The following is a 19026-nucleotide window of genomic DNA, read 5'->3' on the forward strand; positions in this document are numbered from 1 at the left end:
TACCCTATAAATATATTTTTCAAATTGTGTAGAGCCGCTGCATATTGTGTATCTGGGATCATTTTCAATATAAATAGACTGGTTGGTTTTAAACCTAGTATTATGCTTCTTTTCCAGGGATGATTTTTTCTTGTAAATCTTCATTTAGATCATAAATAAAATCATAACATAAGAGAAATTATTAAAAGTATTTTCTTTTCATGATAAAAATAGTTTTTTCCATTTGGTAACAGTATTCCTGCTAAGCCTGAAATGAATTGCCAGTTGGCTGTTATTCAGCTTGTGTATTTTTTGATATTCCAGAATCTGTAAAATAGAAGTTTCATTAAATGACCTGTGTTTTTGATTAATGTCTGTATATCCAGTATTAAAAATAATTTTGTTCAGCTGTAAAACATCCAATGTCGTAAGTTCTTTTTTGCTGAGAATTGGGCTGCAGGTTTCTAGTTTCTCAGGGTATTTTTTGGTAAGGATGTCTGTGAAAATACGCCTATAGTTGGGTTCGTGATACTTTTTCATATAATAATAAAAATGATGGTTGATTTATGAGGAATATTTTTCAATCCATTTATATAATGTAGTTTTAGGAATCCTGTACTCCTTGATGATTTGCTGTTTGGTTTTTGTTCCGGATTGGATCATTTCCAGAATAAAATCTATCATTTCAGTGGTGTAGATGTTCTTTCTAAATTGTGGCAGAGAGGTTTTAAATTCAGAATCTTTACGTTCATTTTTAACAACTGGCGGAGAATAGAAAATGAGATGCTGGGAATAGAGCCTGAAAAAATCATATTCCAATAGCTTACTCCATTTTAAAAGTAATGCTGCCGAAATATCTTCAGATTTGTATATTTTCATAAGATCATTTTCCGTGCATTTAAAGTAACTGCATAAACGCGCAGTTTCTATTTCCATTTCTTCAACTCTTACGTGTATGAGTTGACCAATATGTATTTCCTTCAGATTCATCGGTATATGGTTTTGTGTTTTTTTATTGATCTCCCTGCCACATGTTTATAGAGATCTACTGATTCCCAAATAGTAATAAAAATAAAATGCTAATTCCTACTTGCGTTTTCCTGATAATAACAATAAATACATTGGTGAGAATAATTAAAATAATTTTTTTACCATGATTGTAACTTTTTACAAGAACATAACTTTCAATCCATGAGATTGGATTAGAAAATCTTTTGTGTTTTATATGAATACAATGTTAATGAAAAACAATTTTATATGAATGATAATGTATACCTACTTACATTATACATATTTTTAATATATTGTAAATCAGTTTGTTTTGTGTTTTTCGAGGGGTAAATGTAGTATGTTGAAAAGAAATGAAGAGCCTGTTTTTATAATTTTTTGAAGAGAATCATAAAGTCAAATTATAGATTTTGGGACATAGATATTACATTTTTTCTTAAGCAAATTGAATAATAGGACCTAAGAAATAATATTTTATATAAATCCTTTCGTATAATAAAGCTGTATAAGAAAAAACAATAAGGTAAAAAACCATACTACATAAGGATGGTAACGGAAATTTTCTTTCAGAATATGATGCAGGGCTTTGAATAGTTTTACCAATCCAATGATTCCAATGATAAAAAACACAATGAAAATGATAAAAAAGAATTTGTCTCTCCAACTATAGGTTCCGGAACGGGTCAGGTTATCAAGGTGGTCTAAATAAGATTGGACATTGATGGTCTGTCCTAGAAACATCACCGAAAAGATCAGGATAAAAAATGGAGTAGAAGTATAAACCGTAGTATAGATAAAGGAAAAAAGTAAAGTACGGAAGGTTATCGTATTCACTTTTTCTTTTTTATACCATAATAAGATTACGCTGAAAATGACGGCCGTAAAATTGTTCATCAAGAAAATAAATAAGGCTTTTTCCACCATACTTAATCCTTTGATCTTTGACAGAAAATTCTGTTCTCCGCCATAATCCATTAAAAGCACAGATACAATCACTGAAGTATAAACTGAAAGTTTGATAGGAGACAAATAATCACGAAATCGCTCAGTTTCTTCTTTCTCCATTTCATGTACGGAAAGATCATAGCAACGACGTGGATCCTGAAACAATTTGAAGATAGTTATCGGAACCAGCAATATTTCAATAATAATCTGAAGACACAGCTTCTCGAAACTGTCAATCAATTTTTCAAACATACACCAGGTATTAAGGGAACGGGTTCTCTATGCAATTTAATCATTTTTAAATTGCATATTGCATATAACCAGCGAATTAAAGTATGTTTATTTAGGAAGACCTTTCTTCAAAGCGTTATTGGCTCTTTCCACGGATTTTCTTTCCTTCCAGTCCATGTATCTTTTTTTATACCTCCCTTTCATGAAGTTATCAAAATTACGCTGAATGGCTAGATTCCATAGAGAATGAGCTTTTACAGCCCAGCTTTTATCCCATGCACGAAGAGAAAGTGAGAAAGATCCATCCAAGTACTTCATCCAGTGCCACCAGCCGGTAGGCATAAACAAAGTATCTCCATGTTCCAGATAACACTCTATCCCTTCAATACCGTCTAGTGCCGGAAACTTTTCAAAATCGGGATTGGCAATATCATAGTCTTCCAAAGCATAAGTAGCATAAGGAAGTTTATACAAACGGGTTTTCCATTTGTATTCGAAAAGAAGGACATGCTTTCTTCCATTAAAATGTGTGTGGAAAATATGAGGCATATCGATATCATAATGCAGGAAAGTCACAGAGCCTTTACCCCCAAAGAACATACTAGGATATTTATCCAAAAATCCACCCATCAGATTCTTAGGCGGGATATAGTCATCCAGTAACTTAGGCGCAAATTTGATCGGGTCAAAAAAGAAGATTCTCAGATCTGTAGGTTCCCGTTGAATCAAATCCACATATTCTCCAAAAGGCATTTTGGTGGTAGGTGTATTGATAGGAGCCGCAGGATCAGCTTTAGCACTGTCGTATAAAGGAACAACAACATCGCCAACCACTTCTTTCATATACTCCATGGTCCATTTTTGATATGCAGGCCAATTTTTAGCCATGTTTTTGATGACCACCGGTTTGCGAGGCTTTAAATATTTTTCACGGAAATCTTCTTGTGAAATATCATCTACAATATCAATTGGTTTAAGGAGTATGCCCATTCGTTTTAATTATCCCGCTAAATTATTAATAATTTATGATAATAGATGAAAATAATTTTGTTTATCTGGAATTAATATAAATAAATAAAAAAGTAACAGGATGTTTTTTATTGTAAAGCGTTTATTAATAAGGTTATTTGTGTGTTTTTTTGCTTAAAATAAATTTATTTTTTTTAAAAATGTTATTGCTTGAGTTACATCATAAAACATAGTTTTATATAGCATGTTGGCAGGAAGCAAAATGGACCACCAAATTCTACCAATAATTTTTAAAGAAAACTAATGAAAACAGTATATATTTTTGTAGGAGAGAAAGCCGCTTTTCCTCTTGTATTTTGTCCTCTCGCTGGCGCGAGCGTCACGCTCGTGCCCACATGAAAATATCTCATTCGTATATTTGAAAATATTGATTGTCAGCTATGTGAAAATTTGTTATTTTAGAATATGAGCAGAAAATACAAATTTCATGAAAAAGAAGGAGCCTATTTTATAAGCTTTGCGAGCGTATTTTGGATAGATGTTTTTACCCGAATGGAATATTTTGATATTGTTATCAATGCATTAGATTACTGTAGAAAAAATAAAGGGATGTCTATTTTTGGATATTGTATTATGCCTAGTCATATTCATCTACTTTTTCGTTCAGAATTGGGAAAGCCAGCAGAATTGATTAGAGATTTTAAAGAATTTACAGCAAGAAAATTATTAAAAACTATTGAGGAAAATGCCCAGGAAAGTCGAAAAGATTCGTTATTATGGATGTTTGAAAAAGCAGGAAAGGGAAATTCAAACGTCAAAAAATACCAGTTTTGGCAACAGCATAATAAGCCAATAGAGATATGGTCTCTCAAAGTATTTGAGCAGAAGTTGAATTATATTCATCAAAATCCTGTTGAAAGTGGATTTGTATTAGGGCCATGGGAATGGAAATATAGCAGTGCTAGAAATTATTGTGATGATTATCAGGAGATATTAGAGATAGATGTGAATTTATGATGATACTGATAAGGACACGAGCTTGAAGCTCGCGCCAGCGAAAGGGAATAATAATAGTATATAATAACAAATGACAGAATATATTTTAAAAATAGAAGCTTCTAAAGAGTTGTTTCCTCTTGCTGGGAGAAAGTAAAATAGAGAATCAAATTTCATCAATAATATTAAAAGAAAAGTAATGAATAATAGTATATATGTTTTTGTAGGAGAGGGAGCTCGTTTTCCTTTTGGTATTTTTACCACTACAGAACAGGCAGAACAATGGATCAGAAAACACTCGCTAACCGGAATAGTAAGCCAATATCCTGTAGATGAAGGGCTTTATGATTGGGCTATAGAGAACGATTTTTTTAAGGTTAAAAATGAGCACCATAAAGAATCAAAATTTATTCAACAATTTACATGTGCATCAATAGAGCATTTCCATTTTGAAAATGGAGAAAAGGTATAAGCTAATGCAATTTTCGATTGATGTTTCTCCCTTAGCTTCCAATCCTTATATTTGATGTATGAAAAAAGTACGTCTATTAGCATTATTTCTTGTCGTTTTCAATAGTGGTTATCATGCACAAACAAAATCTTTACCTAAGATAGAATCTGGAGTATCATATGAATTGGCCCAGTTTAGAAAAAGCACATTAAGTGATATTAAATATGAGCTTCATCTGAAAATTCCTGAAAGTAAATCAGAAAGAATTTCCGGAACTGAAGCTCTTACATTTAACTATAAGAAACAAAATGAATCCTCATTACTCATAGACTTTAAAGAAGACCCTGCTTCACTTTTATCTGTATCTGTGAACGGGCAAATGACAAAACCTGTTCTGGAAAATGAGCATGTAGTTATTGATGTCAAGTATCTGAAGTCGGGATCCAACCAGATCGATTTCAATTTTCTGGCAGGAAATGGAGCTTTGAACAGACGTGACGGATATCTATATGCTTTATTTGTACCAGATCGTGCAAGAACGATGTTTCCATGCTTTGATCAGCCCAATCTAAAAGCAAAATATTCTTTGACCCTAACAATTCCTGAAAAATGGAGTGCAATATCCAACGGAAAGCTGGAGGACACCTTTGTACAACAAGGACAGAAAACACTGAGATTTAATCAGTCGGATCTGCTTCCAACATATCTTTTTTCTTTTACAGCAGGAGATTTTAAGAACTATACAGAGAAAATTAGCCAGCAGGATTCCAGAATTTTATATCGTGAAACCGATTCTGCAAAAATTAAAAACAGTATGGATTCTATTTTCACACTGTACCGCAATTCTCTGACCTATTATGAAAAATGGACAGGTATCAAACATCCTTTTCAGAAACATGGAATGGCAGCCATTCCGGATTTTCAATTCGGTGGAATGGAACATCCGGGAGCTATATTATTCCAAAACTCTACTTTGTTTTTAGATAAAAGTGCGACACAGAATCAATTGAATAACCGTTCCAATCTGATTGCTCATGAAGTGGCTCATCTTTGGTTTGGTGATATGGTGACAATGGATTGGTTCAATGATGTCTGGATGAAAGAGGTCTTTGCCAATTTTATGGCAGATAAAAGTACCGGAGCGTCTTCAGATAAAAGTATATATGATATAAAGTTTTTAACTACTCATTTTCCGGCTGCATATTCTGTGGACCGTACTTTGGGAGCGAATCCTATCCGCCAGATTTTAGATAATCTGCAGAATGCAGGAATGATGTATGGGCCAATTATTTATAACAAAGCCCCGATTATGATGCGCCAGTTAGAACTATTGATCGGTGAGGAAGATTTCCGAAAAGGAGTCAGTGAATACCTTACGCAATATGCCTTCAACAATGCAAGTTGGCCAGATCTTATTGCCATTCTCGATAAACATACACCGAAAGATCTGCAAAGTTGGAATAAAATATGGGTAAATGATCCCGGAAGACCAGTTATCGATTATGATATAAAATATAATGGTGATAAGATAGAACGTTTTACCAGTATTCAAACACCGGAATATGGAAAAGAACCTAAACTATGGCCGCAGGAATTTGAGATCAGTTTATTTTATCCTGACAGAATTGAGAAGGTTACTGTAAAACTGGAAGGTAAACAGCAGGATATTCCTGAATTAAAAGGAAAATTGAAACCTCTCTTTATCCTGCAAAATTCATCAGGAATAGGGTATGGAGTGTTCAAAACAGATCAAATGGTTATCTCCAATTTTGCTTTGATAAAAGACCCGATCAACCGTGCCAGCACTTATATTTCTTTGTATGAAAATATGCTGAATGGAGCAGGGGCTAATAAACGGGATTTATTGAATTTCTTTGCAGAACAATTACCTAAAGAAACTACAGAACTGAACCTTCGTTTGATTACCGGCTATATTTCTTCTATTTATTGGAATTTCTTACCTGAAAATATCAGACTGAAGGAATCTGGAAATATAGAAGATAAGGTATGGAAAGCATTACAGGTACAGACCGCAAAAAACAACAAGAAAATTGTGTTTGACGGCTACCAGAGTATTTTCCAATCTCAACAGGCATATGATAATCTGTATAAGATCTGGAAGTCGCAAACTCCTCCACAAGGCGTATCGCTTAATGATGAAGATTTCACAAATCTTGCGCTTGCTTTATCATTGAGAAATTCAAATAATAATGATTTGCTGCAGGAGCAACTGACAAGAATTAAAAATCCGGATCGAGTGAATCGCTTCAAAATCATTATGCAGGCGGCTTCATCCGATCAGAAAGTACGTGATGATTTCTTCAACGGACTGATACAAAAGCAGAACAGATCTAATGAATCTGCTGTAGGATCAGCGTTAGGTTATCTGCATCATCCATTAAGACAGCAGACATCCGTTCATTATCTCCCTAAGACTTTGGATATTTTACAGGAAATTCAAAAAACAGGGGATATATTTTTCCCGGATAACTGGCTCCGTTCCACATTTAGCAGTTATCATGATCCAAAAGCGTTTGAAGTGGTCAATCAGTTCCTTTTGAAAAATCCTGATTATAATGCTATTCTTAAAAATAAAATCTTACAGGCGACAGATAATTTGAGAAGAGCACAGAAGCTGGTGAAATAACTTCTAGCTGGATATTTCACTCTGTCATTCTGACGAAACAAGAATCAAAACTATAAATGAGACTCTTCCTTCGTCAGAATGATAATGGTGTTAAATTGTATATTAAGTACTTTAATTTTATGTGATGAACCCAATAATCATTCGAAGCACATATCCAAAAACCTTATCTTAATGATTTAAGTGTTCAATGCTTTTCAAAAAAAATAATTAAAAATAAACCATTTTTCAGTTGAAAATTTACACTGTCTTTCCTGTTGTCTGATAACATTATTACCAGACTAAAGACTCCTTATTTCTTAGAAAATGGCTATATTCGGCTTCATAAAAAAAATGATATGCAATTATATGAAGGGATTTCTGTGGGGTTGTATCTGTTATTAATGATAGGTATAGGCATATATTCTTATAGAAAATCAACAAGTAACTCAGAAGAGTTTTTAATTGGAGGAAGAAAAATGGGAGCTGCTGTTACGGCGCTTTCCGCGGGAGCCGCAGATATGAGTGGCTGGCTGCTGATGGGAGTTCCGGGAGCGATGTATCTGTCTGGAATTTCCAGCTCATGGATCGCAATAGGGTTAACGCTTGGAGCCTTCCTCAATTACATTATTGTAGCACCAAGGCTCAGGATTTATACCGAAGTTGCCCAAAATGCGATTACTTTACCCGTGTTTTTTGAAAACAGGTTTAAAAACAAAAATCATCTTCTGAAGATCACTTCTTCTATCTTTATTCTGGTATTTTTTACTCTTTATACTTCTGCAGGAATGGTATCTGGGGGAAAACTTTTCGAATCAGCTTTCGGAATGGATTATACTGTAGGATTATTGCTGACGAGTTTAGTTGTGGTTTTATATACTTTCTTAGGCGGTTTTCTGGCCGTAAGTCTTACAGATTTTGTGCAGGGAACGATTATGGTGTTGGCGCTAGTGATTGTACCCATTGTTGCCATTATTGAGATTGGAGGAGTGGGGGAGACTTTATCACTGATTGAGGCAAAAGATCCAAAATATCTGGATTTATTCAGAGGAACAACTACCGTGAGTATTGTATCTTTATTAGCTTGGGGATTAGGATACTGCGGACAGCCACATATTCTGGTTCGTTTTATGGCTATTGATAAGCCTAAAGATCTGGTTAAGGCAAGAAGAATCGGGATTACATGGATGATCTTTACAGTTGCCGGCGCCTTAGCGATTGGACTGGTGGGAATAGCCTATCTTCAGAAATTTGATATCGAAACGATGATGAAATTTGATGGATCAAAAACCGAGGCAGAAACTATTTTTATTTATTTCTCACGTATTTTATTCCATCCATTTATTGCAGGATTCTTATTGACAGCAATTCTTGCGGCTGTAATGAGTACTATTTCTTCCCAGTTATTGGTAACTTCAAGTTCATTGACCGAAGATATTTACAAAGCGTTCCTGAATAAAAAAGCGACACCCAAACAATTACTGATTGCCAGCAGGCTTTCCGTTTTATTAGTAGCTGTTATTGCGGTACTTTTATCATTAGATCCTAAAGACAGTATCCTTAATCTGGTTGGAAATGCCTGGGCAGGTTTCGGATCTGCATTCGGACCATTGATTCTGTTATCTCTTTTATGGAAGAAAACAACCTGGCAGGGAGGTTTGGCAGGAATGTTAGTGGGAGGAATTACAGTGCTGGCATGGGTATACCTTCAGCACCCTTTAAAAGATTGGTATGAAATCATTCCTGGATTCGTTCTTTCTTTACTTACCAACATTATTGTATCCTTAGCCACTTACAAGCCTGATGCAGTGATTGAAAGTGAATTCGATGAGGTTAAAAAGATTATGCAGGAACCATAATGGTAACCCGAATATAATATAAAAACAAAAACAAACCCTTGCCAAAAGCGAGGGTTGTTTTTTTAGTAATATGGGGAAAGGAAGCTGGAACTGGAAGAGAGAAGTAACTAAAGTCTTGAATGTGAAGTGAGCTTTTGATTTTATTAAACTTACATAATATAATCCTTTAGCCGTATTCATGGCCTATTGTGAAAAGTTTTCGAAGTTTTGAAAGGATTTTAATTATCTTTAAAGAATCATACATTGAAATGAAAAAAATATCGATCATTATAGGGGCTGTTCTCATATTGGTTGTTGTTTTATATTATAATTTCGGCGGACTGGATGTCTATCTTCTCAATAAGATGAACCGTTCTGTACTGCCTGAAAAATATAAAAGCTATCAGAATATAGACAGTACTCAATCCATTACTTTCGGGCATCATGAGATTAAATTGATGTGGGAAAGCTATTCTCAGATCCAACACTTTATAAGTTCAGAAGGAAACGTGATTATTGTGACCAATGAAATCCCAAGAGGCAGGGACCAGAAAGAAGTGGAAACAGATGATGAAATGGGAAGCACCCGGTTTTATATGGATTATCATTTTTATAAGCTGGATAAAGATGGAAATATTATAGACCGTTATACCTACAAAAGTACCCGGGACAACTGGCACGAATTATTATTTGGAGATTTTCTGGTGAATTATAACAAGAAATATTACAAAACATGGATAAAAGATGGTGATACATTGAGAAAACCTATGATTATTCAGAATAAAGACCTGAAATGGAGTGAGGAAGAACAGCGGAAGCAGTATGATAAAATTGTAGAAAATGCTGATGATTATTTAGGAGATAAAGAGGGAGATTCAGAAAGGATTACCTATTATATGAACGGAAAATGGTATCAGATGTATACTAATATTAAACTTCCATCAAGTATATTTACAAAAGCAAATCCAGGGTATAACAACAACCTTTTTAATGAAGGTATTTTTAAAAAGGAAGAATTTGCTCCCCACCGCTTCCCCAATATTATGCCTGTCTATTTTCAAAGAACCCAATTGGATAAATTTACGATCAGTGCATCAGGAGGAGGGATATCCAGTACTGTAAAAAGTTGGGATGGAGATCTATACTGCCAGCTTTTGGTGCGGGACGATACATTAAAATTTAAAAAAGCAATGTCCTTTAATGAAATTTTCACCACTGAAAAATTTTATAATACAAAAGGTGAAGACATCCGGAAACTTAAAGCTGAACTTGAAAAAGAATATGTTCCTTATGTGTATTTTTCAGATAACAATCTCAATTTTCAGCTTTTTACAACCAATCAGAACAAATTATATATGATAAGACCTCTTCAATAAAGCTTACCTGTGACAAAATTGCCTTGCTGCAAAACGTAAGTGTTGAAGCTATATACCATAAAGAAGATTTTTGACAGCTGAGTACGCTAAGATTTTAAAGACTCGGAATGATTTATTTTACAAATTTTTTCTTAATGCAGACCGCTATTAAAGCAAGGATCAAAATCAAAATACTTGATCCAATAATGTTTCCAATACCATGATGAGCAATCCAGAAACCTCCGAATAAAGTTCCGGCTGTGACTGCAAAATTTCCACAGGAAGTAAAAATGCTGTTGATGAATTCTGAAGAACCAGAAACAGAAGAAGTCACATTCATATTGCTGATAAGAAACCCTCCGGAATGAATCAATCCCCAAAATGCAATAATCCAGATCATAGGAACAAAATGACTTCCGTTAAAATAGATAAGTGTGTGGATAACAGTTAGTAAGATCAGGAATGAACTAGTAGTCTGTAACGGAAACCTGCTCATATATTTTCCTGCCATTTTATTTCCTAAAATTCCTACTGTACCAAATATAAAAAGCATTATACTGATCTGTTTGCCATTCATATGGGTTACATTTTTAAGAAAGTCAGCCATATATCCGTAGGTAGAATACATTGCGGCAATGGTTAAAAATGCTATAGATAACCCTATCCACAGGCTTTTATTTTGAAAAATTTTAAGATCATATACCGCTTGAGCTTTAGTTCCTTTTTCAATGACCGGCAGTAAAAGTTGTACTCCAATTAATGCCACTATGTTAATGCCAGCTGTAAGTAAGAAGGAAGACTGCCAGGAAAATAAATCAGACATTAAAGTGGCCAATGGTACTCCTAAAACAGTGGCTAGTGTAAGTCCGGAAAAAATAATACTTATCGATTTTGATGTATCAGAAGGATCAGAAATTTTTTCAGCAAAGGATAAAGCAATAGACCAATAAACAGGGTGAAAAAATGCTGGAATCATTCTAACCGCCAATAATGCATAAAAATTTCCTATATATGCAGAAAGAATATTAGCCACAGCAAAAATCAGCAGGGAAGAAACCAACAGGTTTTTTCTTTTGAAAGAAGACAATGCAAGCAGCATAAACGGCCCGAAAACAGCTACGATCAAAGCGAAGGCACTCAGAAACCAACCTGCTTTTTCAATCGAGATATTGAAGGCAGATGCAATTTCCGGTAATACTCCAATAACTCCAAATTCTGTAGTAGTAATCCCGAATATCCCTAATGCAAGTACATAAAGATTTCTTTTCGATTTCATAATTTTTTTGTGCAAATTTGCAGAATAGACTATCAGAAAACTATATACTTACCTTTTAGTTCTATACTTACCTTTTAGAAAGTATAACAATAAAAATACTATTATGCCTCAGTTTTTTCACGATAAAAGATTGTATTATACTCCTATAGAATTTGCATTAAGCCATATTGGAGGGACCTGGAAAATGCCTATTTTATGGAGATTACAGGAAAAGCCACTTCGTTTCAGTGAATTGAAAAAGGATATTCCCCATATCACAGACAAAATGCTGACCAGTCAGCTTAGGGAATTGGAAAGTAATGAAATGATTCATCGCGAAGTATATCCCGTTGTGCCTCCAAAAGTAGAGTATAGTCTTACTGAAAAAGGCAAAAAATCCATTCCTGTCATTGAGACCATCATGCAGTTTGGATATGACCTGATTCAGGATGCCGGGATTACTTTCCCACCCAAGGAATAACAGATTTTCTGTATTTCTTTTCATTCTTAAAAAATAAAGTATCTTTACTCTAAGGATTCTGATACTTTCAATATTCCATGTTTCTATTGGAAGTGAAACATGTTGCTGAGGACACTTTGGCTTTCTATGTTGTTCTTTGCCCGAACACTTACTTTTCCTCATTATAGTAATTCATATTCATAGTTTTTATAGCCTTGTTGATAGGAAGATTCGTTCGTATGCTATTTCCACAATATAATTCTGACTGGAAAAACGGTCAAATAAGATTTAAAAATGAAAAATACTAGGACAGTTCAAAATTTTTATATTCTTACCGGAGGGCCAGGAGCCGGTAAAACAACTTTACTGAATGGATTAAGCCAGGCAGGCTTTACAACCGTGCCTGAAGAAGGACGGAGAATTATCAAAGAGCAGCTAAGTGTTCTTGGAAATGGACTACCCTGGGTCGATAAAGAATTTTTTGCTGAGCTTATGTTTGATGCTTCAGTAAATACCTATCAGAAGATACTTCAAACTTCAGGTTCTGCTCCTGTTTTTTTTGATCGGGGAATTATAGACACCATTGGTTATCTTAAGCTTGAAAATATTCCTGTTCCTGAGGAGATGAAAACCACAGTACGCGAAATGAAGTATAACAGGAATGTTTTCATGCTTCCCCCATGGCCGGAAATCTATGAAAATGATTCTGAAAGAAAACAAACTCCTGAAATAGCTCAACATACCTTTGAATGTATGCAGGAAACCTATCAGGAATATGGCTATCACGTTATTGAGGTTCCCAGATTAACAGTAGAACAAAGAATCAAATTTATTCTTGATACCCTTAAAAATATGCTGTAAATCAGAGGTTTTCAAGACGAACTTCTGCTAGGGATTCATCATTTTTGTAACTTTGAGTGAGCCTTTAGTTATATTCTAAACATTTTAATGATGAATCTGAGACCAATGGATGAACAAGAATTTGAAAAAGAATTAATAAGCCTTGCCAGTCACGATCTCGAGGTAAGGGAAAAGTTATTTGCAGAAGGGAAGCTGGAGGGAGGATATCATCCGGAAATGGAGGCGGTTCATAAAACTAATGCCAAAAGACTTCGGGAAATCATAGAAAAGATTGGGTTCCCAACGATATCAAAGGTAGGAGGAAAAGCAAGTGACGCTGCCTGGCTTATTATTCAGCATGCCATTGGTGAACCCGAATTTATGAAAGCATGTTATGCAATGATGGCGGAAAACGGTGTTGATGTTAATCTCAAAAATAAAGCCTATTTATACGATAGAATTCAGGTTTTCCAGAGTAAGCCCCAGAAATATGGTACTCAGCTTATCGTTGGTGGAATTCCTTTTCCGGTAGAAGATAAGAAAAGCCTGAATAAAGAACGGAAGAAAGTGAATTTACATCCATTATCCGAAAAAGAAATTAATCAGATTCCTGACCCGGAAGAGATCCCTGAAATTGATAACAGAGATCAAGGGTATCTGACCTGGAGAAAGAAAGTATGGTGGATCTAAAAATTTAAAGTTCAAAGTTTTAGGTTAAGGTTTAAAAGTAAAGATATAGTTTTAATATTTTTAAATACCCATTCTCATCCACTTGTATTCACAAAAAAAACGGACCAAAGTCCGTTCTATTGCATATTTACAATTTTAGTCTAGGTTCAAAATCATTATTTTTTAATGATGATTTATTAACCTATTTTTTATTTAAATAAAATTGAAATTAATAGGCCTGACAGATACAATCCAATACCATAGATAAGGTGAGCCTGCAGACTTCGGAGCCTGGCAACGGTAGGGTTAGGTAGCTTAGAAGCTGCAATTCCAAATCCAAAAGCTGGCTGCATCATGAGCCATGGAGCTAAGGTCGTTGCAAGGCCAATAAATATCGCCGGAAAAGCTTTAGGCTGTATCAGCCAGTCTTCCCCCAGATGAAAAGTAAAACATAGGCAAACATAATTCCTATGGAGTAGTGGGCAAGCCATCAGAGTACTTTTTCTCCTTGAATAGGCTGCGTCTGGATAATATTAGGATGGCTGAATATTCCATTTTTGAAATGTCCGATCCATCGTCCTACGATACGATAATCGAGAGAAGGAATATTCCAGAATTTCTTGATGATCAGAGCGTACACATCCATGAAGATGGTCGCTCCTACACCCAGTAACACAGCATCAATTAATACATTCATTTTTCGTCAGATTTTATCTTAAACTGATGAGTTTCTGTTCTAATGCCGATTCCGAAAGCACACCCGAACTGCGCCATACTTCCACATTGTTTTTTAAGACAACAAAAGTTGGCACTGATCTGATTCCGTATTTAACGGCTAATTCCTGTTGCTGATCTACATCTACCTGATGTACATTCAGCCAGTCTTCCAGCTTTACCTTTAATGTATTCACTACAGGCATCATCATTTTGCATGGATAACACCATTCTGCATAAAACTGAAAAAGCATCAATGAATCAATTTCCTGTACGTTCTGATTTCTCTTTGTCATTGTTATAAAATTTATTGATACAAAATTAGAGAAGCCTTAGACCGTTTTGCTGACACAAATAAGAGTGAAAATGGTACAAATCAAAGATTTTGAAAAGAAAGGAAGCTGGGAAGTAAGACGCTGGAAGTTTAAAGGTCATGTATGTATTTTGTTCTTATATTAACCTGTTATTTTTCTCATCAGCATTTCCAACGGTCCCTGTTTGAACTTTCTACCCCAATGTTTGCTGAAATACATGCTGACCATAAAAAATCCTACGGAATAGAGGAGAATATAGAGTGGTTCTACTGTATTTTTTCCACTCATCACTTCCGAATAGCTGTTACCTTGTAATAAAGCAAATACAATAAGTCCGATGCTGAGATGAGATACATAATGAGTAAGTGTCATCTGGCCGGTTCTTGCGAGGTCTATCGCCCATTTTTTTTCGGAAATATATTGGCTTATCCACATGAATCCAGTAATAAGCATCATTCCAAAACCAATCGTATTCAGAACAAAAGGCAGTACAGGTGGAATATAATCAGTATTGATGAACTCACGGGTTTCCGAACTCAGATCCACAAATGTACTTCCATAGCGGATTCCTTCTACAATGAGATAGATGATCAGACCTGTATTAAATATTTTTTGCTGAGTCTTCTTTATGGTCCAATCCAGCCTTCCCAAGTAAAGACCGATCGCAAAATAGGCAAACCATGGAAATATAGGATTCCAGCCATTGTAAAATGTATTTCGGATAAATCCTGAAAGTGTCCAGAAATCAGGATATTCAAGAGTCGTCAGATTCCAGCCGGTTTCAAACGGAACCATGACAAGCAAAAGATGAAATACAACAATGGCAATGGATGCGGAAAGCAGATAATACTTCTTATCCATAAAAACAAGCAGTGCTCCCATACTCATGTAACCACCATAAAGATGAAGGATATCTGCAGGCCACCAGATACAAAACAATATTCCGAACATAAAAAGGAATGCAGCCCTTTTAAGGATGGTATATCGGAGTTTTTTCCTGTCTTCATCTGTGTATTCCTGAAGTCTGTTAGTCATCAGAGCAACACCCATTCCTGCCAGGATCACAAATACCGTACTGGAATGTCCACTGAAGAGTGCCAGAAATTCTCCAAGAAGGGAGGTGTCATCATGATTCCCGAATACCATATTAAAATTGACTATAAACATCCCGAAAATGGCATATGCCCGGGCCAGATCAAATCCGATAATTCTTTTTTTCATACTGTATAATAATGTGCAGCAAAAATCAAGATTATGGCTGGGGATTCCTTTGATAAAAGTCAAAAAATAAGGTAAGGCAGGATGCAAGAAGAGGGAAGATGGGAGAGGGAAGTTATTGAGACCTAAGATCAGTATTCATCTTTTATTCTTGATTTAATTCAGAAGGAATAGTTTATAATAAATCATCAATCACTATAAAAACCAATAATACTTCCATCTCCCATCTTCCCTCTGCATTACTTCTTAGCGCGAATCCGACTCAATGTTTCCAGAGAAATTCCAAGATAAGATGCAATATGGGTGAGTTTCAGGTGATGAAAATATTCCGGAGATTTTTTCAGAAGTTCTTCATACCGCTCTGTAGCATTCAGAGAATGGAAGTTAAAAAGTCTGTCTTCCATCCATATGATGTATAATTCTGTTAATAAAACATCATATTCCATTAGCAAGGGAAATTGCTTCTTTGCCATTTCAAAAGCTTTATAGTCTACAGTTTCTACGGTTAGGTCTGTCAGACATTCAATCACCTCTTTACTTGGTTTTTGATGAATATAACTTTTAAAAGAAATGGCAATGTCATCTTTAAAGAAGAACTCTGTGGTCATTTCCTTTTTATCAGTGTAAGTAAATTTCCGGGCAGCCCCCTCCACAATCAGGCTGCTTTTTCGGCATATTTCACCTTGTTGCAGTAGAATATCTCCCTTTTTTAATTGCTCTTTGGCGGTTATTTTTTCAAGAGCTTCAAGAGTCTCCTTATCAAACCTGGAAATTAAAGCCTGGATTTTTTCAATGTGTTCCGTCATAATATCATTTTCTTTTCAGGCTTATTCGGTTTTTAAGAACAAAAACTTCATTATTTCCGGAACAATTTCCAATGTTTTATTTTTTATTGCTTCATGAATAGTCTGCTCATTTTCAAAATCGGGATTTTCTACAAAAATAGTTTCCAATACCGAATATTTAGGCATTGTTGTGAGGTGTTTATTCCATGAAGCTCCTTTTAATTTCTGCCAATATTCCCGCTGTATTTCTGCATTTTGTCCCATAAGCCATAATTCAAACTGTATTTTTTTATGATTGAGAACAATGCCAAACCGAAGTTTATTTTCGCGAAGAACCGAATCGAAGAATGGAAAATAGGTATAATCCATATATCCGGGAGAAATATTGCCTACAGAAAACTGCTCTTCAAAATGCTTTGAAAAATCAGCTTTCAATTGCATCATAAAACGCATGAGATATAAATAAACCTGTGGTATTTCGTTTTTCTCTACTAATTTTTGATATTCTTTGACTGATACATTGAGGTTTTTCATTAATTATAGTTTCGTTATAGATTCCGGTGAAATAAAATTCCACTTGGCAAATAAGGCTAGATTGAGTTTCTTAGCCAGGGCAACAGAAGCTGTGTTATCTGACTGACAGCGGTACTGTGGTTCATAACCATCCTGTAAGGCCGCCTTTGAAATAGCCTGAACGGCCTGTTTAGCATAGCCCTTTCCTCTGAATTTATCAAGAGTAATCACTCCAATATCCGACAATTTTGTGTCTTGCCATGGATACATGCTTGTTGCAGCGACTAACTGATTCTCTTCAAAAATGCCAAATATTTTCCAATGGTCAAGCTCTACAAAAGCCTGATCCAGATCTTCTTCCGTAGATAAAGATTCAAAAACAGAAAAATGTTCAGCATCATGGTTGCTTAAAGGACGGGTATTATCAGGTAATTGAAGATGTAATAAATGGTCTTTGGCCTCTTCAGGAAAATAAAAAATATAGTCTGCACCATACAAAAAGAGCTGCTTATCCTTTAGAATATCCACAAATTTTTCAAAATCAAGAGTCGTAAGATTAACATTTTTGAAATGGCTGGCCACTTTGGAATTAATAGTTGCCCAGTTGCTTCCGCATGGAAATTCCAGGGTCATAATCTGACTGTCTTCTTCCAGCTCATCATTGAGAAATAAGATGAAAGTAGGATGGTCACACAGAACTTCACCCTGAAATTGGTCTTTCCAGTATTCCTGAACAATAGATGATGTAATTTTGGAGGTGTGCATGCTGCTAAATTTGATTAATGTTTATGGTTTTTACGGTACTGAAGCGGAGTAACCCCGGTTAGTTTTTTAAAGAAGCGTCCAAAATAGGAATCATCTGTGAAATTAAGAGCCATAGCAATCATAGAAACGGTATCACTGGTTTGAATAAGTCTTGATTTGGCTTCCTGTATCAGCTGTTTCTGAATAAAATGACTGGCAGGGAATCCGGTAACCTCTTTAATCACATCATTAAGGTGATTGGGATGTACATGCAGGAGGTCTGCATAATCCGTAACGAGTTTCTTTTCTATACAATGTTGATTAACCAATAATTGAAACTGAGCGGTCAACTGATCTTTGCGGGATAAAGAGAAAACATCATCAGAGGATTGTTTATGGTAAATACGTTCAGCTTCCAAAAGGATAATGTTCAGGAACATTCGGGTAAGCAGATCATCATTGAAAGTGGTCTTTTGACATTTTTCGCTGTTCAATTTCCAGAAAAGATGCTCCATCATCTGGATTTCTCTTTCCGAAAGCCTGATAAAAGGCTTTTGATTAACCTGAAAGAATGGAAACTGGTTGAGTTTGATCTGATGCTTAATGCAGAGCAAAAAATAATCGGCATCAAACATGCATAATATACCTTTCACATCATCACTCCATCGCTCTACAGCATGAAGTTGATTCTCTCCAATGAAATATAAGGTTCCGGGTAGAAAATGATAGAGATTGTGGCCAATATTTTCCTCTATTTCCCCTTCAGTCAGGAGAATAATGCTGTAAAACTTTCGTCTTGTCTGTTTTCCTTGTATGGGTTTTTGTCCTTTTTTAAGCTCTTGCAGTTTAGCAATGTCCAAAAAACCATTTCCGTGGGCATACGCAATATTGCTGCATTCTTCACAGAAAGTGGCAGGGGCATTATTAAGATAAAAATCTTTGAAATCCTGTTCATTTCGTAGTTCTTTTATCTCAGCCTGTTTCATATTTGCTTATTCTTTTCCTCTATGGTTATTCTGTTGCTATAAAGATAAGTATAGATCCCAATTTTTTCAGATTAAAATACCTATGAATGGTATAGATAATATACATAAGACAGAGACGGTCTCAAAAGCATTA

General features: G+C 35.2%; 19 protein-coding genes and 1 pseudogene. 8 read left to right on the plus strand and 12 right to left on the minus strand.

Features of this window, described 5'->3' with window-relative positions:
• Positions 1-198: 198 nt before the first annotated feature.
• The 4 genes from AC3HD6_RS22090 to AC3HD6_RS22105 all read right to left on the minus strand — a co-directional run bounded on the left by AC3HD6_RS22090 (position 199) and on the right by AC3HD6_RS22105 (position 3153).
• Positions 199-519: a helix-turn-helix domain-containing protein gene (locus tag AC3HD6_RS22090; protein WP_488898284.1), complete on the minus strand. Its 321-nt coding sequence runs from the start codon at positions 517-519 to the stop codon at positions 199-201.
• Positions 520-543: 24 nt separating this feature from the next.
• Positions 544-858 carry a hypothetical protein gene (locus tag AC3HD6_RS22095; protein ID WP_488898285.1) on the minus strand — a complete coding sequence of 105 codons (315 nt, stop codon included), beginning with the start codon at positions 856-858 and terminating at the stop codon, positions 544-546.
• Between the two features lie 603 nt (positions 859-1461).
• Positions 1462-2184 (minus strand): hypothetical protein, encoded by a 723-nt coding sequence (locus AC3HD6_RS22100; protein ID WP_488898286.1) that lies wholly within the window; start codon positions 2182-2184, stop codon positions 1462-1464.
• A gap of 87 nt (positions 2185-2271) precedes the next feature.
• Positions 2272-3153 carry a cupin-like domain-containing protein gene (locus AC3HD6_RS22105; protein WP_488898287.1) on the minus strand — a complete coding sequence of 294 codons (882 nt, stop codon included), beginning with the start codon at positions 3151-3153 and terminating at the stop codon, positions 2272-2274.
• Positions 3154-3597: 444 nt separating this feature from the next.
• Between AC3HD6_RS22105 and AC3HD6_RS22110 the strand changes: the two genes are divergently transcribed.
• The 5 genes from AC3HD6_RS22110 (at position 3598) to AC3HD6_RS22130 (ending at position 10416) form a co-directional block, all read left to right on the plus strand.
• Positions 3598-4149, plus strand: a complete 552-nt coding sequence (locus AC3HD6_RS22110; RefSeq protein ID WP_488898288.1) for an REP-associated tyrosine transposase — start codon at positions 3598-3600, stop codon at positions 4147-4149.
• A gap of 178 nt (positions 4150-4327) precedes the next feature.
• The gene (locus tag AC3HD6_RS22115; protein WP_488898289.1) at positions 4328-4600 is read left to right on the plus strand and encodes a DUF7710 domain-containing protein; all 273 of its coding nucleotides are present in this window, start codon (positions 4328-4330) and stop codon (positions 4598-4600) included.
• Positions 4601-4658: 58 nt separating this feature from the next.
• Positions 4659-7226 (plus strand): M1 family aminopeptidase, encoded by a 2568-nt coding sequence (locus AC3HD6_RS22120; protein WP_488898290.1) that lies wholly within the window; start codon positions 4659-4661, stop codon positions 7224-7226.
• A gap of 335 nt (positions 7227-7561) precedes the next feature.
• Positions 7562-9061, plus strand: a complete 1500-nt coding sequence (gene putP / locus AC3HD6_RS22125; RefSeq protein WP_488898291.1) for a sodium/proline symporter PutP — start codon at positions 7562-7564, stop codon at positions 9059-9061.
• A 248-nt stretch (positions 9062-9309) separates the two neighbouring features.
• Positions 9310-10416, plus strand: a complete 1107-nt coding sequence (locus tag AC3HD6_RS22130; protein WP_488898292.1) for a hypothetical protein — start codon at positions 9310-9312, stop codon at positions 10414-10416.
• 112 nt (positions 10417-10528) lie between these two features.
• On the opposite strand, the gene AC3HD6_RS22135 is transcribed toward AC3HD6_RS22130, so the two are convergent.
• Positions 10529-11671 (minus strand): MFS transporter, encoded by a 1143-nt coding sequence (locus AC3HD6_RS22135; RefSeq protein ID WP_488898293.1) that lies wholly within the window; start codon positions 11669-11671, stop codon positions 10529-10531.
• 103 nt (positions 11672-11774) lie between these two features.
• On the opposite strand from AC3HD6_RS22135, the gene AC3HD6_RS22140 reads away from it, so the two are divergent.
• The 3 genes from AC3HD6_RS22140 (at position 11775) to AC3HD6_RS22150 (ending at position 13640) form a co-directional block, all read left to right on the plus strand.
• Positions 11775-12131, plus strand: coding sequence for a winged helix-turn-helix transcriptional regulator (locus AC3HD6_RS22140; protein WP_488898294.1), 357 nt, complete (start codon positions 11775-11777; stop codon positions 12129-12131).
• 273 nt (positions 12132-12404) lie between these two features.
• Positions 12405-12971: an AAA family ATPase gene (locus AC3HD6_RS22145; RefSeq protein WP_488898295.1), complete on the plus strand. Its 567-nt coding sequence runs from the start codon at positions 12405-12407 to the stop codon at positions 12969-12971.
• 87 nt (positions 12972-13058) lie between these two features.
• Positions 13059-13640 carry a DUF6624 domain-containing protein gene (locus AC3HD6_RS22150; protein ID WP_488898296.1) on the plus strand — a complete coding sequence of 194 codons (582 nt, stop codon included), beginning with the start codon at positions 13059-13061 and terminating at the stop codon, positions 13638-13640.
• Between the two features lie 188 nt (positions 13641-13828).
• Here the strand turns inward: AC3HD6_RS22150 and AC3HD6_RS22155 are convergent.
• From AC3HD6_RS22155 to AC3HD6_RS22185, 7 genes and pseudogenes are all read right to left on the minus strand, one after another.
• Positions 13829-14316 (minus strand): annotated as a pseudogene (locus AC3HD6_RS22155) (DUF2938 domain-containing protein).
• A 13-nt stretch (positions 14317-14329) separates the two neighbouring features.
• Positions 14330-14629: a thioredoxin family protein gene (locus AC3HD6_RS22160; protein ID WP_488898297.1), complete on the minus strand. Its 300-nt coding sequence runs from the start codon at positions 14627-14629 to the stop codon at positions 14330-14332.
• A 159-nt stretch (positions 14630-14788) separates the two neighbouring features.
• Entirely contained in the window at positions 14789-15868 is a 1080-nt protein-coding gene (locus tag AC3HD6_RS22165) for a DUF418 domain-containing protein (protein WP_488898298.1), read from the minus strand.
• Between the two features lie 236 nt (positions 15869-16104).
• Positions 16105-16671, minus strand: coding sequence for a Crp/Fnr family transcriptional regulator (locus AC3HD6_RS22170; protein WP_488898299.1), 567 nt, complete (start codon positions 16669-16671; stop codon positions 16105-16107).
• A gap of 21 nt (positions 16672-16692) precedes the next feature.
• Complete coding sequence (locus AC3HD6_RS22175) at positions 16693-17184, minus strand: DUF7000 family protein (RefSeq protein WP_488898300.1); 492 nt, start codon at positions 17182-17184, stop codon at positions 16693-16695.
• Between the two features lie 3 nt (positions 17185-17187).
• Positions 17188-17928: a GNAT family N-acetyltransferase gene (locus AC3HD6_RS22180; protein ID WP_488898301.1), complete on the minus strand. Its 741-nt coding sequence runs from the start codon at positions 17926-17928 to the stop codon at positions 17188-17190.
• Positions 17929-17942: 14 nt separating this feature from the next.
• Entirely contained in the window at positions 17943-18893 is a 951-nt protein-coding gene (locus AC3HD6_RS22185) for a helix-turn-helix domain-containing protein (RefSeq protein ID WP_488898302.1), read from the minus strand.
• Positions 18894-19026: the final 133 nt, after the last annotated feature.

This window comes from Chryseobacterium sp. II3a (assembly GCF_057815135.1).